This window comes from Solemya elarraichensis gill symbiont, assembly GCF_002021095.1.
In the GTDB taxonomy this organism is placed as follows: Bacteria; Pseudomonadota; Gammaproteobacteria; order Chromatiales; family Chromatiaceae.
On sequence record NZ_MPRK01000014.1, the window covers coordinates 1 to 15,812 of the forward strand.

General features: G+C 51.1%; 31 protein-coding genes. 29 read left to right on the forward strand and 2 right to left on the reverse strand.

The genetic code is table 11. The annotated features are described in order from the left end of the window. The 29 genes from BOW51_RS01575 to rplQ all read left to right on the forward strand — a co-directional run. Window positions 1–175: EF-Tu C-terminal domain-related protein (locus tag BOW51_RS01575; protein WP_503167658.1), on the forward strand; the 175-nt coding region annotated here is incomplete at its 5' end. Between the two features lie 5 nt (window positions 176–180). After that, the gene (gene rpsJ / locus BOW51_RS01580) at window positions 181–498 is read left to right on the forward strand and encodes a 30S ribosomal protein S10 (RefSeq protein WP_043117677.1); all 318 of its coding nucleotides are present in this window, start codon (window positions 181–183) and stop codon (window positions 496–498) included. Window positions 499–508: 10 nt separating this feature from the next. Continuing rightward, window positions 509–1,156, forward strand: a complete 648-nt coding sequence (gene rplC / locus BOW51_RS01585) for a 50S ribosomal protein L3 (protein WP_078476120.1) — start codon at window positions 509–511, stop codon at window positions 1,154–1,156. Window positions 1,157–1,161: 5 nt separating this feature from the next. After that, window positions 1,162–1,764, forward strand: coding sequence for a 50S ribosomal protein L4 (gene rplD, locus BOW51_RS01590; protein ID WP_078476121.1), 603 nt, complete (start codon window positions 1,162–1,164; stop codon window positions 1,762–1,764). Further along, window positions 1,761–2,054: a 50S ribosomal protein L23 gene (gene rplW, locus BOW51_RS01595; protein ID WP_078476122.1), complete on the forward strand. Its 294-nt coding sequence runs from the start codon at window positions 1,761–1,763 to the stop codon at window positions 2,052–2,054. Before rplD ends, rplW begins: the two co-directional genes overlap by 4 nt. Window positions 2,055–2,083: 29 nt before the next feature. Then, window positions 2,084–2,914, forward strand: coding sequence for a 50S ribosomal protein L2 (rplB, locus tag BOW51_RS01600; protein WP_078476123.1), 831 nt, complete (start codon window positions 2,084–2,086; stop codon window positions 2,912–2,914). 16 nt (window positions 2,915–2,930) lie between these two features. Then, window positions 2,931–3,203 carry a 30S ribosomal protein S19 gene (gene rpsS, locus BOW51_RS01605; protein ID WP_043117672.1) on the forward strand — a complete coding sequence of 91 codons (273 nt, stop codon included), beginning with the start codon at window positions 2,931–2,933 and terminating at the stop codon, window positions 3,201–3,203. 11 nt (window positions 3,204–3,214) lie between these two features. Then, complete coding sequence (gene rplV / locus BOW51_RS01610; protein WP_078476142.1) at window positions 3,215–3,547, forward strand: 50S ribosomal protein L22; 333 nt, start codon at window positions 3,215–3,217, stop codon at window positions 3,545–3,547. A gap of 14 nt (window positions 3,548–3,561) precedes the next feature. Further along, window positions 3,562–4,260 carry a 30S ribosomal protein S3 gene (gene rpsC, locus BOW51_RS01615; protein ID WP_078476124.1) on the forward strand — a complete coding sequence of 233 codons (699 nt, stop codon included), beginning with the start codon at window positions 3,562–3,564 and terminating at the stop codon, window positions 4,258–4,260. A gap of 3 nt (window positions 4,261–4,263) precedes the next feature. Continuing rightward, window positions 4,264–4,677: a 50S ribosomal protein L16 gene (rplP, locus tag BOW51_RS01620; RefSeq protein WP_043117669.1), complete on the forward strand. Its 414-nt coding sequence runs from the start codon at window positions 4,264–4,266 to the stop codon at window positions 4,675–4,677. Further along, window positions 4,677–4,877: a 50S ribosomal protein L29 gene (gene rpmC / locus BOW51_RS01625; protein WP_078476125.1), complete on the forward strand. Its 201-nt coding sequence runs from the start codon at window positions 4,677–4,679 to the stop codon at window positions 4,875–4,877. The genes rplP and rpmC overlap by 1 nt, the downstream gene beginning before the upstream one ends. Continuing rightward, window positions 4,874–5,143, forward strand: coding sequence for a 30S ribosomal protein S17 (rpsQ, locus tag BOW51_RS01630; RefSeq protein ID WP_078476126.1), 270 nt, complete (start codon window positions 4,874–4,876; stop codon window positions 5,141–5,143). Before rpmC ends, rpsQ begins: the two co-directional genes overlap by 4 nt. A 53-nt stretch (window positions 5,144–5,196) precedes the next feature. Next, the gene (gene rplN, locus BOW51_RS01635; RefSeq protein ID WP_078476127.1) at window positions 5,197–5,565 is read left to right on the forward strand and encodes a 50S ribosomal protein L14; all 369 of its coding nucleotides are present in this window, start codon (window positions 5,197–5,199) and stop codon (window positions 5,563–5,565) included. 16 nt (window positions 5,566–5,581) lie between these two features. After that, a complete protein-coding gene (gene rplX / locus BOW51_RS01640) occupies window positions 5,582–5,899 on the forward strand; it encodes a 50S ribosomal protein L24 (RefSeq protein WP_078476143.1) in 318 nt (105 codons plus the stop codon). A gap of 12 nt (window positions 5,900–5,911) precedes the next feature. Next, the gene (gene rplE, locus BOW51_RS01645) at window positions 5,912–6,448 is read left to right on the forward strand and encodes a 50S ribosomal protein L5 (RefSeq protein WP_078476128.1); all 537 of its coding nucleotides are present in this window, start codon (window positions 5,912–5,914) and stop codon (window positions 6,446–6,448) included. Window positions 6,449–6,463: 15 nt separating this feature from the next. Next, complete coding sequence (rpsN, locus tag BOW51_RS01650) at window positions 6,464–6,769, forward strand: 30S ribosomal protein S14 (RefSeq protein ID WP_078476129.1); 306 nt, start codon at window positions 6,464–6,466, stop codon at window positions 6,767–6,769. Window positions 6,770–6,919: 150 nt separating this feature from the next. Beyond that, complete coding sequence (gene rpsH / locus BOW51_RS01655) at window positions 6,920–7,315, forward strand: 30S ribosomal protein S8 (RefSeq protein WP_043117660.1); 396 nt, start codon at window positions 6,920–6,922, stop codon at window positions 7,313–7,315. Window positions 7,316–7,326: 11 nt separating this feature from the next. After that, on the forward strand, window positions 7,327–7,857 hold the full coding sequence (gene rplF / locus BOW51_RS01660; RefSeq protein WP_078476130.1) for a 50S ribosomal protein L6: 531 nt from the start codon (window positions 7,327–7,329) through the stop codon (window positions 7,855–7,857). A gap of 11 nt (window positions 7,858–7,868) precedes the next feature. Beyond that, window positions 7,869–8,225: a 50S ribosomal protein L18 gene (rplR, locus tag BOW51_RS01665; RefSeq protein WP_078476131.1), complete on the forward strand. Its 357-nt coding sequence runs from the start codon at window positions 7,869–7,871 to the stop codon at window positions 8,223–8,225. A gap of 11 nt (window positions 8,226–8,236) precedes the next feature. After that, complete coding sequence (gene rpsE, locus BOW51_RS01670; protein WP_078476132.1) at window positions 8,237–8,746, forward strand: 30S ribosomal protein S5; 510 nt, start codon at window positions 8,237–8,239, stop codon at window positions 8,744–8,746. 5 nt (window positions 8,747–8,751) lie between these two features. Continuing rightward, window positions 8,752–8,940 (forward strand): 50S ribosomal protein L30, encoded by a 189-nt coding sequence (rpmD, locus tag BOW51_RS01675; RefSeq protein WP_078476133.1) that lies wholly within the window; start codon window positions 8,752–8,754, stop codon window positions 8,938–8,940. Window position 8,941: 1 nt separating this feature from the next. Continuing rightward, the gene (gene rplO, locus BOW51_RS01680) at window positions 8,942–9,376 is read left to right on the forward strand and encodes a 50S ribosomal protein L15 (RefSeq protein WP_078476134.1); all 435 of its coding nucleotides are present in this window, start codon (window positions 8,942–8,944) and stop codon (window positions 9,374–9,376) included. Between the two features lie 7 nt (window positions 9,377–9,383). Next, window positions 9,384–10,733 carry a preprotein translocase subunit SecY gene (gene secY, locus BOW51_RS01685; RefSeq protein WP_078476135.1) on the forward strand — a complete coding sequence of 450 codons (1,350 nt, stop codon included), beginning with the start codon at window positions 9,384–9,386 and terminating at the stop codon, window positions 10,731–10,733. A 26-nt stretch (window positions 10,734–10,759) separates the two neighbouring features. After that, window positions 10,760–10,873, forward strand: a complete 114-nt coding sequence (rpmJ, locus tag BOW51_RS01690; protein ID WP_078453402.1) for a 50S ribosomal protein L36 — start codon at window positions 10,760–10,762, stop codon at window positions 10,871–10,873. 89 nt (window positions 10,874–10,962) lie between these two features. Further along, window positions 10,963–11,319, forward strand: a complete 357-nt coding sequence (rpsM, locus tag BOW51_RS01695) for a 30S ribosomal protein S13 (RefSeq protein WP_078476136.1) — start codon at window positions 10,963–10,965, stop codon at window positions 11,317–11,319. A 23-nt stretch (window positions 11,320–11,342) separates the two neighbouring features. Continuing rightward, window positions 11,343–11,729: a 30S ribosomal protein S11 gene (rpsK, locus tag BOW51_RS01700; RefSeq protein ID WP_043117648.1), complete on the forward strand. Its 387-nt coding sequence runs from the start codon at window positions 11,343–11,345 to the stop codon at window positions 11,727–11,729. Window positions 11,730–11,744: 15 nt separating this feature from the next. Next, window positions 11,745–12,365 carry a 30S ribosomal protein S4 gene (gene rpsD, locus BOW51_RS01705; RefSeq protein WP_078476137.1) on the forward strand — a complete coding sequence of 207 codons (621 nt, stop codon included), beginning with the start codon at window positions 11,745–11,747 and terminating at the stop codon, window positions 12,363–12,365. Window positions 12,366–12,380: 15 nt separating this feature from the next. Further along, on the forward strand, window positions 12,381–13,382 hold the full coding sequence (locus BOW51_RS01710; RefSeq protein ID WP_135567995.1) for a DNA-directed RNA polymerase subunit alpha: 1,002 nt from the start codon (window positions 12,381–12,383) through the stop codon (window positions 13,380–13,382). Window positions 13,383–13,443: 61 nt separating this feature from the next. Then, window positions 13,444–13,851, forward strand: coding sequence for a 50S ribosomal protein L17 (rplQ, locus tag BOW51_RS01715; RefSeq protein WP_078476139.1), 408 nt, complete (start codon window positions 13,444–13,446; stop codon window positions 13,849–13,851). An 84-nt stretch (window positions 13,852–13,935) separates the two neighbouring features. Here the strand turns inward: rplQ and BOW51_RS01720 are convergent, their stop codons facing one another. Then, window positions 13,936–14,766: a YdcF family protein gene (locus BOW51_RS01720; protein ID WP_078476140.1), complete on the reverse strand. Its 831-nt coding sequence runs from the start codon at window positions 14,764–14,766 to the stop codon at window positions 13,936–13,938. Between the two features lie 8 nt (window positions 14,767–14,774). Beyond that, the gene (gene lipA / locus BOW51_RS01725; protein ID WP_078476141.1) at window positions 14,775–15,752 is read right to left on the reverse strand and encodes a lipoyl synthase; all 978 of its coding nucleotides are present in this window, start codon (window positions 15,750–15,752) and stop codon (window positions 14,775–14,777) included. Window positions 15,753–15,812: the final 60 nt, after the last annotated feature.

Sequence of the window (15,812 nt, forward strand, 5' to 3'; positions counted from 1 at the left end):
CGTAACTGGCGCATGTGACCTGCCGGAAGGCGTAGAGATGGTTATGCCTGGCGATAACGTCAAGATGACCGTGAAGCTGATTGCACCGATCGCAATGGAAGATGGTCTGCGTTTCGCGATTCGCGAAGGTGGCCGTACTGTTGGCGCCGGTGTTGTAGCAAAGATTATCGAGTAATAGATATGGCAACAGCAAGTCAGAGAATCCGTATCCGTCTCAAGTCATTTGATCATCGTCTACTTGATCAGTCGGCTAAAGAGATCGTAGAAACGGCAAAACGCACTGGTTCAGTCGTCAAGGGTCCAATCCCTATGCCGACCAAGAAAGAGCGTTACACGATACTGGTATCACCACACGTCAACAAAGACGCTCGTGACCAGTATGAAATCCGCACGCACAAGCGTCTGCTGGAAATCATGGATCCTAGTGACAAGACAGTGGATTCATTGATGAAACTGGATCTGGCCGCTGGCGTTGATGTCCAGATCAAGCTGAACTGAGGAAACGAACATGATTGGTGTTGTAGGACGTAAAGCTGGAATGACACGTGTCTTCACTGAAGACGGCGCGTCTGTGCCAGTCACCGTGATAGAGGTTGCACCTAACCGTGTAACCCAGGTGCGTACCGAAGAGACCGACGGATACCAGGCAATTCAGGTTGCTGTTGGTAGCCGTAAAACATCTCGTGTAACCAAGCCAGAGGCTGGTCACTACGCGAAAGCAGGTGTTGAAGCTGGTCGCAAAATGATGGAATTCCGTCTCGACGATGTCGAGGGTGAAACTCATGAAGTTGGCGGCGAGCTCACTGTCGAGATGTTTGAAGCAGGCCAGAAGGTTGATGTCTGCGGTACTTCGAAAGGTAAGGGTTTTGCAGGTGGCGTCAAGCGTCATAACTTCAAAATGCAGGACGCCACCCATGGTAACTCGCTGGCGCATCGCGCACCGGGTTCAATTGGTCAGTGTCAAACACCTGGTCGCGTATTCAAGGGCAAGAAAATGGCCGGTCACATGGGTAACGTGAAGACTACCGTTCAGAGCCTCGAGGTTGTACGAGTCGATTCAGACCGCAACCTGCTGCTGGTGAAGGGTGCTATTCCCGGTGCTACTGGCGGTAACGTAATCGTGACTCCCGCAGTCAAGTTCGCGAACAAGGGGTGATGACAATGGATGTGAATGTTCAAAACGGTTCTGCCATCCAGGTCTCTGACCAGGTATTTGGCGCCGATTACAACGAATCGCTGATTCACCAGGTCGTCAAGGCATACTTTAATAGTGCCCGTTCCGGTACCAAGGCGCAGAAAAACCGCGCTGCAGTCAGAGGTGGTGGTGCTAAGCCATGGCGTCAGAAAGGTACAGGCCGTGCACGTGCCGGTACCTCGCGCAGCCCTATCTGGCGCTCTGGTGGCGTTACATTTGCTGCACAGCCACGTGAGTTCAGCCAGAAGGTGAATCGCAAGATGTACAAGGGCGCGATGGTTTCCATCCTGTCCGAGTTGTTGCGCCAGGAGCGTCTGATCGTAGTTGACGATTTCAGCCTTTCTGCACCTAAGACCAAAGAATTGGCTGGCAAGCTCAAAGAGCTTGATGCAAAAGATGCACTGATCATTGTTGATGATCTTGATGAGGGCCTGATTCTTGCCGCGCGCAATCTCTATCTGATTGATGTACGCGACAACATGGATGTCGATCCGGCCAGCCTGATCGCATACGACAAGGTTATCGTTACACCAGCAGCACTGAAGAAAATTGAGGAGCGTCTCTCATGAATCAGGAACGCGTAATGAAAGTACTGCTCGCTCCGATTGTTTCAGAGAAGAGCGCAATTGCAGGCGAATCAAACCAGGTCGTTTTCCGTGTAGTAGCGGATGCAACCAAACCGGAAATTCGTGCTGCAGTAGAGAAGATGTTTGAAGTCGACGTTGAGTCAGTTCGCGTGGTTAACCTTAAGGGTAAGACCAAGCGTTTCGGAGCTCGTTTCGGTCGTCGTTCTGACACTCGCAAGGCCTATGTCCGTTTGAAGGAAGGCCAGGAAATCGACTTCATGCCGAGCGCGTGAGCTAGTTAAAGAATAGGCAGATTGCAATCATGGCAGTTCAAAAGTCAAAACCAACATCGCCGGGTCGTCGCTTTGTCGTTCAGGTATCAAATCCTGATCTGCACAAGGGTGCTCCATATGCACCCCTGATCGAGAAGAAAAGCAAGAGCGGCGGACGTAACAACAATGGCCGTATTACCACGCGTCATCGTGGTGGTGGTCACAAGCAGCGTTATCGCGTCATCGATTTCAAGCGCAACTCGAAGGATGGAATTCCAGCCGTCGTTGAGCGTCTTGAGTATGATCCAAACCGCACTGCGAATATCGCACTGCTGAAGTTTGCAGACGGAGCGCGTAGCTACATTATTGCACCGAAAGGGCTCAAGGCTGGCGACAGTGTCGTTTCCGGCAGTGGCGCACCAATTGCAAAGGGCAACTGTTTGCCACTTCGCAATATTCCAATCGGTTCAGTAGTTCACTGTATCGAGATGAAGCCTGGTAAAGGCGCTCAACTCGCTCGCAGTGCTGGTACCTCGGTACAACTGGTCGCCCGTGAAGGCGCACACGCAACACTGAGGCTCCGTTCTGGCGAGATGCGCAGGGTACTTGTTGAGTGCCGTGCTGTTATCGGTGAAGTCAGTAATTCGGAACACAACCTGCGTTCACTCGGCAAGGCCGGTGCGACTCGCTGGCGCGGAGTGCGTCCAACGGTTCGCGGTGTTGCAATGAACCCGGTTGACCACCCACATGGTGGTGGTGAAGGCCGCACATCCGGTGGTCGTCATCCGGTGAGCCCATGGGGCACACCAACCAAGGGATACAAGACGCGCAGTAATAAACGTACAGACAAGATGATTGTACGTCGTCGCGGTCGTAAATAATTGAGGTAGAGTAAAAATGCCACGTTCAGTAAAAAAAGGTCCATTTATCGACCACCACCTTCAGAAGAAGGTGGAGCAGGCTGTGGCCAATAATGATCGCAAGCCGATCAAGACCTGGTCACGTCGCTCAATGGTTTCACCTGACATGGTCGGGTTGACTATTGCGGTCCATAACGGACGCCAGCATGTACCGGTTCTCGTTAACGAGAACATGGTAGGACACAAACTGGGCGAATTCGCACTGACCCGTACATATCGTGGTCACAGTGCGGATAAGAAAGCGAAATAAGGGGATTGATGATGCAAGTTATGGCAAAACACCGGCATGCGCACTTATCAGCCCAGAAGGGACGCCTTGTGGCTGACCAGATTCGCGGACTGCCCGTAGAAGAAGCACTCGACATTTTGGCCTTCAGCAAGAAAAAGGGCGCTGCCCTTGTCAAGAAGGTCCTGGATTCGGCAATTGCAAACGCCGAACACAATGAAGGTGCAGATATTGACGAGCTCAAGGTCGCAGCTGTCTGCGTAGACGAGGGACCGACCATGAAGCGTATTCGTGCACGAGCCAAAGGCCGTGCGACACGTATCCTCAAGCGTACCAGCCACATTACTGTGACTGTGGCGGACGACTAGGGAAGGAAGCAATTATGGGTCAAAAAGTACATCCTACCGGATTGCGTCTCGGAATCGTTGCAGACCATACTTCACGTTGGTATGCAAACTCCAGTGACTATGCAGATCTGCTCAATCAGGACCTCGATGTTCGTGATTTTCTGAAGAAGAAGCTCTCACAAGCTTCTGTCAGCCGTATTCAGATCGATCGTCCGGCAAACAACGCGCACATCACCATTCATACTGCACGTCCTGGCGTGGTTATCGGTAAGAAAGGCGAAGATATCGACAAGCTGCGCGCTGCCGTATCAGCCAAGATGGGTATTCCGGTACACATCAGTATCGAAGAGATCCGCAAGCCGGAACTCGATGCAACCCTGGTTGCTGAAGGTATTGCACAGCAGCTCGAGCGTCGTGTTATGTTCCGCCGCGCAATGAAGCGTTCAGTTCAGACATCCATGCGTCTTGGTGCGCAGGGCGTCAAGATCAACATCGCTGGTCGTCTCAATGGCGCTGAAATTGCTCGTAGTGAATGGTATCGCGAAGGTCGCGTACCTCTTCATACTCTGCGTGCAGATATTGATTATGGCACTGCTGAAGCACAGACAACTTACGGCATCATTGGTATCAAGGTGTGGATCTTCAAAGGTGAAGTCTTTGGTGACCGTCCGCAGTTTGATGATGAGCCGAAGCAGACTAAAGGTCGCGGCAAAGGCCGAGGCAAGAAGGATTAAGTCATGCTACAACCAAAACGTACAAAATTTCGTAAAGTCCAGAAAGGCCGTAACCGTGGTCTCGCCCAGTCAGGCTCTAAAGTCAGCTTTGGCGAGTACGGACTCAAGGCAACTGGCCGTGGCCGTATCACGTCACGACAGATCGAGGCAGCCCGTCGTACGATTACTCGTACAGTAAAACGTGGCGGTAAACTGTATATCCGTGTATTCCCGGATAAGCCGATCACCAAGAAGCCTCTTGAAGTGCGTATGGGTAAAGGTAAGGGTAACGTAGAGTATTGGGTTGCCCAGATCCAGCCAGGACGCATGTTGTATGAAATTGAAGGTGTTACCGAGGAACTGGCACGCGAGGCATTCAAGCTCGCAGCTGCAAAGCTTCCGATAGCAACATCCTTCACCAAGCGGACGATCCTCTGATGAATGCGAACGAACTCCGGAGCAAGACTCCGTCAGAACTGGAAGAGACACTGCAGGAATTGCTCAAGGAGCAGTTCAGCCTGCGTATGCAGCAGGGCACAGGTCAGCTTGCACGTCATCATATGATGGGTGAAGTGCGCAAGAATATTGCACGCGTCAAAACCGTGTTGAACGAAATGCAGTCAGGTGACGCGTCATGAGTGAAGAAAAGACAGTTTCAAACCGTACCCTGACGGGCCGGGTTGTCAGTAACAAGATGGATAAGTCCATCACTGTAGTTGTCGAGCGAAAGGTCAAGCACCCGCTATACGGCAAGTACGTTCGTCGTTCAGGCAAGGTACATGCACACGATGCGAACAATGAGTGTCGCACCGGAGATGTAGTCATGGTTGAACAGTGCCGCCCGCTTTCGAAGAGCAAGCGCTGGCAGTTGGTAGAGATTATCGAAAGGCCTGCACGCGTCTAGTCGCGGCCAGCCATTTTCGATAGAAACAAGAATTATTTGCCTGGAGCAAACAGATGATTCAGATGCAAACAATGCTGGCCGTCGCCGACAATAGCGGTGCTAAACGTGTTCAGTGCATCAAGGTACTGGGTGGTTCGCACCGCCGTTACGCTGCAATTGGTGATGTCATCAAGGTCAGTATCAAGGATGCGATTCCGCGTGGTAAGGTCAAAAAAGGTGACGTGTACAACGCTGTCGTTGTTCGTACCCGTAAAGGTGTGCGTCGTCCGGACGGTTCATTGATCCGTTTTGATGGCAATGCAGCAGTGCTGCTGAACTCGAACCTGCAGCCGATCGGAACCCGTATTTTCGGCCCGGTTACACGTGAACTCCGTAGCGAGCGATTTATGAAAATAATCTCGCTCGCACCTGAAGTGCTTTGAGGTCGCAGTCATGGCAATAAGTAAAATTCGTAAAGGCGATGATGTTGTAGTCCTTGCTGGTAAAGACAAGGGCAAGCGCGGCACCGTTCTCACTGTAGGTGAAGATGGACGTGCAACTGTTGAGAATATCAACATCGCAAAGAAACATGTGAAGCCGAACCCAAACAAGGGGGAAACAGGCGGCATCGTTGATAAAGAGATGCCAATCGATCTTTCAAACCTTGGTCTCTACAACCCGGTCACCGACAAGGCGGACCGTGTAGGTATCAAGTCACTTGAAGACGGTCGCAAGGTTCGATACTTCAAATCCGATGGCGAAGTCGTCGACGTTTAAGGTGATTTAGAGATGGCAAGGTTAAAAAATCATTATCGTGAAGCAGTCGTTCCACAGCTGATGGAGAAATTCCAGTACAGCAGTGTTATGGCAGTTCCACGTATCGAGAAGATCACACTCAACATGGGTGTTGGTGAAGCGTTGGGCGACAAGAAGATCCTCCAGAATGCCAAGGCAGACATGGAGAAGATCGCCGGTCAGCAGGCAGTCGTAACCCTGGCTCGCAAATCAGTTGCTGGTTTCAAGGTTCGCGAAGGTTGGCCGATAGGTTGTAAGGTCACACTGCGCAGTGAGCGTATGTATGAGTTCCTTGATCGCCTGATCAATATCGCAACGCCGCGAATTCGCGATTTCCGTGGACTCAACGGCAAATCATTCGACGGTCGTGGAAACTACTCCATGGGTGTGCGTGAGCAGATCATCTTCCCTGAAATCGATTTCGACAAAGTCGATGCGATTCGCGGAATGGATATCACTATCACCACAACTGCGAAGAATGATGAAGAGGGGCTTGCGCTTCTCGAAGCATTCAACTTCCCATTCAAGTAAGCGGAATAGAGATTAATGGCTAAGAAAAGCATGATTGCCCGTGAAGCAAAGCGGGCGAAAACAGTCGCAAAATTTGCCGCAAAGCGTGCCGCGCTGAAAGCTGTCATCAACAACCCGAACAGTAGTTTTGAGGAAGTTGACGAGGCAGTTCTGAAGCTGCAGAAGCTGCCACGTGATGCAAGCCCGGCCCGTCAGCAACGTCGCTGCCGTGTCACCGGACGTCCACATGGTGTTTACCGCAAGTTCGGCCTGTGCCGCAACAAACTGCGTGAAGCAACAATGCGTGGTGACGTACCAGGTCTGAAAAAGGCCAGCTGGTAAAAAAATGTGTTAACTCCCGCTTGCAGTCGGGGGTTATAACTCTGTATAATGCGCGGCTCCCAAAAGGAACCTCTAAAACAGGTCCCGGGAGTCGTTTATTGATTTTATGGTATCGCGTCGTGAAGACGGCCTGACCGAAGAGGATAACATATGAGTATGTCAGATCCGGTTGCGGATATGCTTACACGCATTCGTAACGCACAAGAGCGCCAGAAAGGCTCTGTGACTATGCCTGCTTCAAAACTGAAGTCGTCAATTGCTACGCTTCTTAAAGATGAAGGCTATGTCTCTGATTCAAATATTTCCGATAACGGCGGAAAGCCCGAGCTGACCATTGAGCTCAAGTACTTCCAGGGCGCGCCTGTTATTGATCTCCTGCAACGTATTAGCCGTCCCGGTTTGCGCATCTATAAGAATAAAGATGAGCTGCCTTCTGTCCGTGGCGGACTCGGTGTTGCAATTATTTCCACATCCAAAGGCATCATGAGTGACCGTTCAGCCCGCAAGGCCGGACACGGTGGCGAAGTCGTTGCCTACGTCGCATAAGGGAGCTAATCATGTCACGTGTTGCAAAAGCACCGATCGCTCTCTCTGGCGCAGATGTCAAAATCGATGGCCAGAATGTCACCGTTAAAGGTGGTAAAGGTCAGTCAGCCTGGACTGTACACCCTGATGTAAGGGTTGCGCTTGAAGATGACGAAATTCGTGTTTCGACCGTCGAAGAAAGCAAGTCGGCATGGGCTCTAGCTGGTACGACCCGCGCTCTGATTAACAATATGGTTGTCGGTTGTACTACCGGTTTCCAGAAGAAACTGACCCTGATTGGTGTCGGTTATCGTACGCAAGCCAAGGGCAAGGTTCTGAACCTCAACCTCGGTTTTTCTCACCCGGTTGATTACCCGGTTCCAGAAGGTATTACCATTGAAACGCCGTCACAGACCGAGATTGTTGTCTCCGGTAGTGACAAGCAGAAGGTAGGCCAGGTAGCCGCAGAAATTCGCGCCTATCGTCCGCCAGAGCCGTACAAGGGTAAAGGCGTTCGCTACGCAGACGAGCACGTCATGCGTAAAGAAGCCAAGAAGAAGTAAGGGGCGAGATAATGGACAAGAAACAGAGCAGAATACGCCGTTCACGCAAGACCCGTGCGAAAATCCGCGAGCTCAACAAGCCGCGCCTGACTATTTTCCGCACACCGCGCCATATTTATGCGCAGGTTATTGCAGCAAACGGTTCCGAAGTCGTTGCAGCCGCTTCTACTACAGAGAAAGCACTCCGCGATTCGATCGAAGGCAGTACCGGTAATGTTGCAGCAGCAGCTAGCGTCGGTAAAACAATTGCTGAACGTGCAAAAAGCGCCGGTGTTGAAACAGTTGCATTTGACCGTGCCGGTTTCAAATACCATGGCCGCGTCAAGGCGCTGGCCGATGCCGCACGTGAAAGCGGACTGGATTTCTAGGGAGAACAGCAATGGCAAATTATAAAGCGCAGCAGGCTGATAACGAAGAGCTGATTGAAAAGCTGGTTGCTGTTAACCGTGTAGCCAAGACCGTAAAAGGTGGACGTATTTTCGGTTTCGCAGTAATCACTGTCGTAGGTGACGGAAAGGGTCGCGTTGGTTTCGGCCAGGGCAAGGCTCGCGAAGTACCGGTAGCGATTCAGAAAGCGATGGAACATGCACGTCGCAACATGCAAAAAGTGAAGCTCAACGGTGACACACTGCAGTATCCGATGAATGGTTATCATGGTGCAGCCAATGTCTTCATGAAGCCTGCATCAGAAGGTACAGGTATTATCGCCGGCGGTGCAATGCGTGCCGTATTCGAGGCGGTTGGCGTTCACAACGTACTCGCCAAATGTGTCGGTACGAATAACCCGATCAATGTTATTCGCGCCACCATGAATGGCCTGGTTAATATGAACGATGCTGAAATGGTTGCTGCCAAGCGTGGCAAGACCGTTGAAGAGATTCTGGGGTAAATACCATGTCTGACAAAAAGATGATGAAAGTTACTCTGACGCGCAGCATGTCAGGTCGCCTCAAGGCGCACCAGGCTTGTGTACGTGGACTTGGTCTGCGTCGTATGCATCAGACCGTAGAGGTTGAAGACACTCCATCCACTCGTGGCATGGCTAACAAAGTGGATTACATGGTTAGAGTCGAGGAGGCTTGAGATGCGTCTGAATACATTGAGCCCTGCAGAGGGTAGTCGCAAGGACCGCAAGCGTGTCGGTCGCGGAATTGGAAGCGGAGATGGAAAGACCTGTGGTCGTGGCCATAAGGGTCAGAAATCACGTTCTGGCGGTTTCAGCAAGATCGGTTTTGAAGGCGGCCAGATGCCGCTGCAGCGTCGCCTGCCAAAGGTGGGTTTCAAATCTCGTAAAGCGAAAATCACCGCTGAACTCACCCTGTCGGAAATCGGCAAGGTTGATGCTGACGTTATTGATATGAAAGCGCTCTACGAGGCAGATATTCTGCCGCACAGCATGAAGCGTGCAAAGGTGATCCTGTCTGGCGAAATCAGCAAGGCTGTTACGCTACAGGGCATCGGTGCAACCAAGGGTGCTCGTGAAGCAATTGAGAAAGCTGGCGGAAAAGTCGAGGCGTAACTGAGCAATGGCAAACCCACAGCTGACAGGCGGACTTGGAGATCTCGGTAAACTGACTGAATTGCGTCAGCGTCTCTTCTTCATGATCGGTGCATTGATCGTCTACAGGATCGGAACATTTGTTCCTGTACCTGGCGTCAATCCGGCAGCCTTGGCTGCACTGTTCAACTCGCAGTCGGGCACTATCCTGGACATGTTCAACATGTTCTCAGGTGGCGCACTTGAGCGTGCCAGTCTGTTTGCACTGGGTATCATGCCTTATATCTCTGCATCGATCATTATGCAGCTGTTGTCAGCCACGGTACCGGCCCTGCAGCAGATCAAGAAAGAGGGTGAGGCAGGCCAGCGCAAAATTACTCAGTACACACGTTACGGAACAGTGGTACTGGCGACTCTTCAGTCAGTTGGTATCGCCATGGCACTTAGAGGTCAGCAGGCAGGCGGAATGGACGTGGTTGTCAACCAAGGCTGGGGCTTCGTACTGATAGCATCAGTTGCACTGGTAACCGGAACCATGTTCCTGATGTGGCTTGGTGAGCAGATTACTGAACGCGGTCTCGGAAACGGAATCTCGATCCTGATCTTCGCCGGTATCGTTGCAGGATTGCCTTCTGCAATTGGCGGTACCCTCGAACTGGTACGTACTGGTGAGATGAACGCACTGATGGTGCTCTTCATTCTCGTCATGGCAATGGCAGTCACTGCTTTCGTCGTATTCGTCGAGCGTGGCCAGCGCCGTATTACTGTTAACTATGCGAAACGCCAGCAAGGTCGCAAGATGTTCGCTGCCCAGAGCAGCCACTTGCCGCTGAAGCTGAATCTGGCAGGTGTAATTCCACCTATTTTTGCATCAAGTATTATCCTCTTCCCTGCAACACTGGGGCAGTGGTTTGGCCAGGGCGAGAGCATGCGCTGGATTCAGGATATCACCGGCACATTGGCGCCTGGTGAGCCCGTGTATACGGCACTCTATGCACTGGCAATTATATTTTTCTGCTTTTTTTACACGGCGATTGTTTTCAATTCCCGTGATACTGCTGACAACCTGAAGCGATCTGGTGCCTTTATTCCGGGTATTCGCCCAGGTGAGCAGACGGCAAATTATATCGATGGTGTAATGTCCCGTCTGACACTGGCTGGTGCAATCTACATCACTGCAGTTTGTCTAATGCCAGAGTTCATGATTGTTGGACTGAATGTACCTTTCTACTTTGGTGGTACTTCGCTGTTGATTATCGTGGTTGTAGTCATGGATTTCATGGCACAGGTACAGGCTCATATGATGTCGCATCAATATGAAGGCCTGATGAAGAAAGCTAATTTCAAGAGTTACGGCGGCGCAGGTCACCTCCGTTAATTCGTTTTAGAGAGAGAGAATCGATCATGAAAGTGAGAGCTTCCGTTAAGAAAATTTGCCGTAACTGCAAGGTTGTTAAGCGTAACGGCGTGGTGCGTGTTATCTGTAAAGATCCACGTCACAAGCAACGCCAAGGCTGATAGCCGAGGTTGATTTTGATGATGAGTCACGATAAGATTGCGCGTTTTCGCGTATTGCGTGAACTAGGTTTGTATCAGGAGCTAATGTAATGGCCCGTATTGCTGGTGTAAATATTCCAGACAGAAAGCATACTGTAATTGCGCTTACGTCAATTTACGGTATTGGACGCACACGTGCGGCGCAGATTTGTGCTGCAGCCGGAGTTGCGGAAGACAGAAAAATTCAGGAACTGACAGATGCGGAAGTAGAAGCACTGCGTACCGAGGTGGCGAAGTTCTCCACTGAAGGCGATCTGCGTCGTGAAGTTTCAATGAACATCAAGCGTTTGATGGATCTCGGTTGTAACCGTGGTATCCGTCATCGTCGTGGGCTGCCGGTACACGGTCAGCGTACTAAAACCAATGCGCGTACCCGTAAGGGCCCGCGTCGTCCGATCAAGAAGTGATCTCTTAGAGAGTTGGAAGCATTATGGCAAAACCGACGCGTACAAAGAAGAAGGTCAAAAAGACAGTAACTGATGGTATTGCACACGTTCACGCGTCGTTCAATAACACCATTATTACTATCAGTGACCGCCAGGGTAACGTCCTCTGCTGGGCAACAGCAGGTGGATCAGGATTCCGTGGCTCGCGTAAAAGTACACCCTTTGCGGCACAGGTTGCAGCAGAGCGTTGTGGTGAGAAAGCAAAAGAATTTGGTATGAAGACCATCGACGTTAATGTCAAGGGTCCAGGCCCAGGTCGTGAATCAGCCGTGCGTGCATTGAATGCACTGGGTTTCAAAGTAACCAGCATTGCTGACGTTACCCCGATCCCGCATAACGGCTGTCGTCCTCCGAAAAAACGTCGCGTTTAATTCAGGTATTCAAGCATGGCAAGATATATCGGTCCAAAATGTAAACTGAGTCGTCGCGAAGGCACTGACCTTGGCCTCAAAAGCCGCGTTCGTGCGCTCGACTCCAAGTGCAACATGGAAAAAGTACCAGGTCAGCATGGCGAGCGTCGCAGCCGTCTGTCTGATTATGGTCTCCAGCTTCGCGAGAAGCAGAAAGTTCGCCGCATCTATGGTGTTATGGAGCGTCAGTTCCGTAACTACTACAAGAAGGCAGATTCTACAAAGGGTGCGACAGGTGAAAACCTGCTGCAACTTCTCGAGCGTCGTCTCGACAATGTTGTCTACCGTATGGGCTTCGGTGCAACCCGCGCAGAAGCACGCCAGCTCGTCAGCCATAAGGCAATCGAGGTTAACGGTGCGCTTGTGAACATTCCTTCATTCCAGGTTAGTCCTGAAGATGTTGTAACTGTTCGTGAAAAAGCGCGTAACCAGGTACGTATTCAGAACTCTATTGCGGTAGCTGAGCAGTATGGTTTCCCAGAGTGGATGGAAGTCGATACCAAGGGTATGTCAGGCGTTTTCAAGCGCTCTCCTGATCGCGTCGACCTGCCAGCTGAGATTACTGAACAGCTGATCGTCGAACTCTACTCCAAGTAAAGTACTAGCTGAGGGCTGCACATGTCGGTTAATGATTTTCTGAAACCTCGTATCGTCAAGATCGATACGGTCACAGATACACATGCGAAAGTCACACTCGAGCCTCTTGAGCGTGGTTTTGGCCATACGCTGGGTAATGCCCTGCGTCGCATTTTGCTTTCATCCATGCCGGGTAGTGCAATTACCGGTGTTGCGATTGAAGGCGTTGAGCATGAATACTCAGGTATTGATGGCATTCAGGAAGATGTTCTCGAGATTCTGCTGAATCTTAAGAATCTTGCTGTAACTCTGCATAATCGTAATGAAGCTGTTCTGACACTTGTGAAAAAAGGTCCGGCAGTCGTTACGGCAGCAGATATTCAGCTCGATCATGATGTCGAGATTGCGAATCCTGATCACATTATTGCCAATATTACCGTTGATAGTGATCTGAAAATGAAGCTCAAGGTTCAGAGTGGACGTGGTTACGAGCCTTCAACGGCACGTGAGTATGACGAGAGCGAGACACAGATTGGCTGGCTCAAGCTTGATGCTACATATGCACCAATTCGTCGTGTTGCCTATTCTGTTGAAGCTGCTCGTGTAGAGCAGCGTACTGACCTCGACAAGCTGATACTCGATCTTGATACTGACGGAACAATTGATCCTGAAGATTCAATTCGCCGTGCAGCGACTATCCTGCAGGATCAGCTCTCTGCATTTGTTCTGCTTGATGCAACAATCAATGCAGAAGCAGAGGAAGAGAAAGAGAAAGAGCCTGAATTTGCTCCGATCCTGCTCAGCCCTGTAGATGATCTCGAGTTGACAGTTCGTTCGGCAAACTGCCTCAAGGCAGAAAGCATCATGTTTATCGGCGACCTGGTACAGCGTACCGAGGTTGAGCTGCTGAAAACTCCGAACCTGGGCAAGAAGTCTCTCACCGAGATCAAGGATGTCCTCGCTTCTCGTGGTCTGAATCTCGGCATGAAACTCGAGAACTGGCCGCCAGAGCAGTTTGAAGACGTGATCAATAACTGATCGTAAAATATTATCCAGTGCCTGTCCGCTGACGGGCCTCAAGTTATTTAGGTAGAAGAAGATGCGTCATCGTAAATCAGGTCGCAAGTTAAACCGTAACAGCAGTCATCGCAAAGCGATGTTCCGCAACATGACATGCTCATTGATCGAACATGAGCTGATCAAAACCACTTTGCCGAAAGCCAAGGAGCTTCGTCGCGTTATTGAGCCAATGATTACCCTGGCCAAGAGTGACAGTGCTTCCAAGCGCCGCCTTGCTTTCAGCCGACTGCGCAGTGATGCAGCTGTTGGTAAGCTTTTTGCTGAGCTGGGTCCTCGTTACCAGGATCGTCCTGGTGGTTACCTGCGCATCCTCAAGGCTGGTTACCGTGAAGGTGACAAGGCTCCAATGGCTTATGTTGAACTCGTTGATCGTGTCATTGTTGAAGCCGACGCCGATATGGTTTCTACGGAAGAAGCAGCAGCATAAGAACTGTTCAGTTTCTGAGCATGAAACAAGCCGGGCATCGCCCGGCTTTTTTATTGGTATGCTTTTTTACAGGGAGATGCTATTTCATTCCTGTTTTAAAGGGTTCTGCCAGTCTGCATCTGATGACGTATCCGCCGAGCTGAAGCTAAAGATATCGACAAGGGTTTCTCCCATGCCTCTTAACTGATACCAGAGAAGCCCAAAAAACTCGTGCATCACGTTACGGCTGCGTACCAGGGCTGACATGGAGGGTAACCAGCTGTTGTAATCGCCCAATTCCGGCATTGACGCCAGCAGCCCCATTGGCAGGGCGGTCGCGTCAATTTTATGTGACTCGAGGCTCCACATCGCGCGCGGCATGTGCCATGCATGTGTGATAACACCAATTTTACCAATCTCCTGCTCTTTGAGTAACTGGCGGAGATATCGGGCGTTATCGTCCGTGGTCCAGCTTTTGTTTTCATGTGAGACATTTTCAACGCCGTATTCCTCTGTGAGAATACGTACTGCGGCTGGTGCATCAGCCTTTCCGCTGCTGACGATAACCGGCAGTTCAGACTGTTTTGCCAGCCATGCTGCATAACGAATTCGTTCAGCAAAGAAAGGACCGATGGCTGTGTTGCCATACTCAACTGATTCACCGTAGTAGCCGCCGCCAAGTACCACCAGTGCCTGGGGTGCATTATCACTCTTTAACAGGGCAGGGTCGGCCGCAGGATACTGGTGTGTTAGTCGGCTGTTCATCCACGCAGAGACATAGGATGTGCTCATCAGGTAGAGCAGCAGCATGCTGATGCCGAGAAGTTGTCTGCCGCTCCTGGTGAATCCGAAGAGTACACCGATGATTCCAAGTGTGATGAGTCCGCTTGGTGGTAAAAATAGAGTTTCAAGTGCGCGGATTAGTTCAAAATTCATAACGGCTGCTATCCATTCTTGTCTAGATGTGAAATTGCCTGTTGATCTGCATGATAGGAGGAGCGTACCATGGGGCCGCTGGCAACATTGGTGAATCCCATAGCCCTGGCATCTTCGGCCAGCTGTTCAAACTCTTCTGGTGTAACGAATCTTTCGACAGCGAGGTGGTCCCTGCTTGGCTGGAGATACTGGCCAATGGTGAGCATGTCGCAATCGTGATCGCGCAACGCCTGCATCACCTCGCGCACCTCATCAAGTTCTTCACCGAGTCCTACCATTAAGCCCGACTTTGTCAGTACATCCGGCTGGCTTTTCTTGTACGCCTTGATGAGTTGCAGCGACCACTCGTAATCAGCGCCCGGACGTGCCTTTTTGTAGAGGCGCGGCACGGTTTCGAGATTGTGATTGAAAACGTCAGGTGGAGCAGCACAGAGGGAATCGAGGGCTGCTTCAAGGCGTCCTCTGAAATCGGGTACAAGGACCTCAATTTTAGTTTGTGGTGATTCCAGCCTTGTTTGTTCAATACAGGAGGTAAAGTGAGCGGCACCTCCGTCACGCAGGTCGTCACGGTCAACCGAGGTGATCACGACATAGTTGAGTTGCATCTCCCTGATTGCCTCGGCCAGCTGGCGTGGTTCATCTGCATTAAGTGGCAGGGGCTTGCCATGGGCAACATCACAGAACGGACACCTGCGCGTACAGATGTCACCCATGATCATGAATGTGGCTGTGCCGTGACTGAAGCATTCACCCAGGTTAGGGCATAGTGCTTCCTCGCATACTGAACTCAGCTTGCGTTTGCGCAGAACCTCCTTGATGCGTTCGGTGCCCTTTCCGGATGGCGCCCTGGCGCGTATCCAGGAAGGTTTACGCAGCAACTCGCCGCTTTTCTCGACCTTGACCGGAATACGTGAAACTTTTTCGGCACCCCGCTGGTGGGTGTCACTGCTTTTACGCGAGGGTGGTGTCAGGTCTTTGCTGTCCATAGTGGCATATTGCGGAAGTCAGGAAATGATAGTGTAACCCAGAAGTTCTGCCAATTCTGA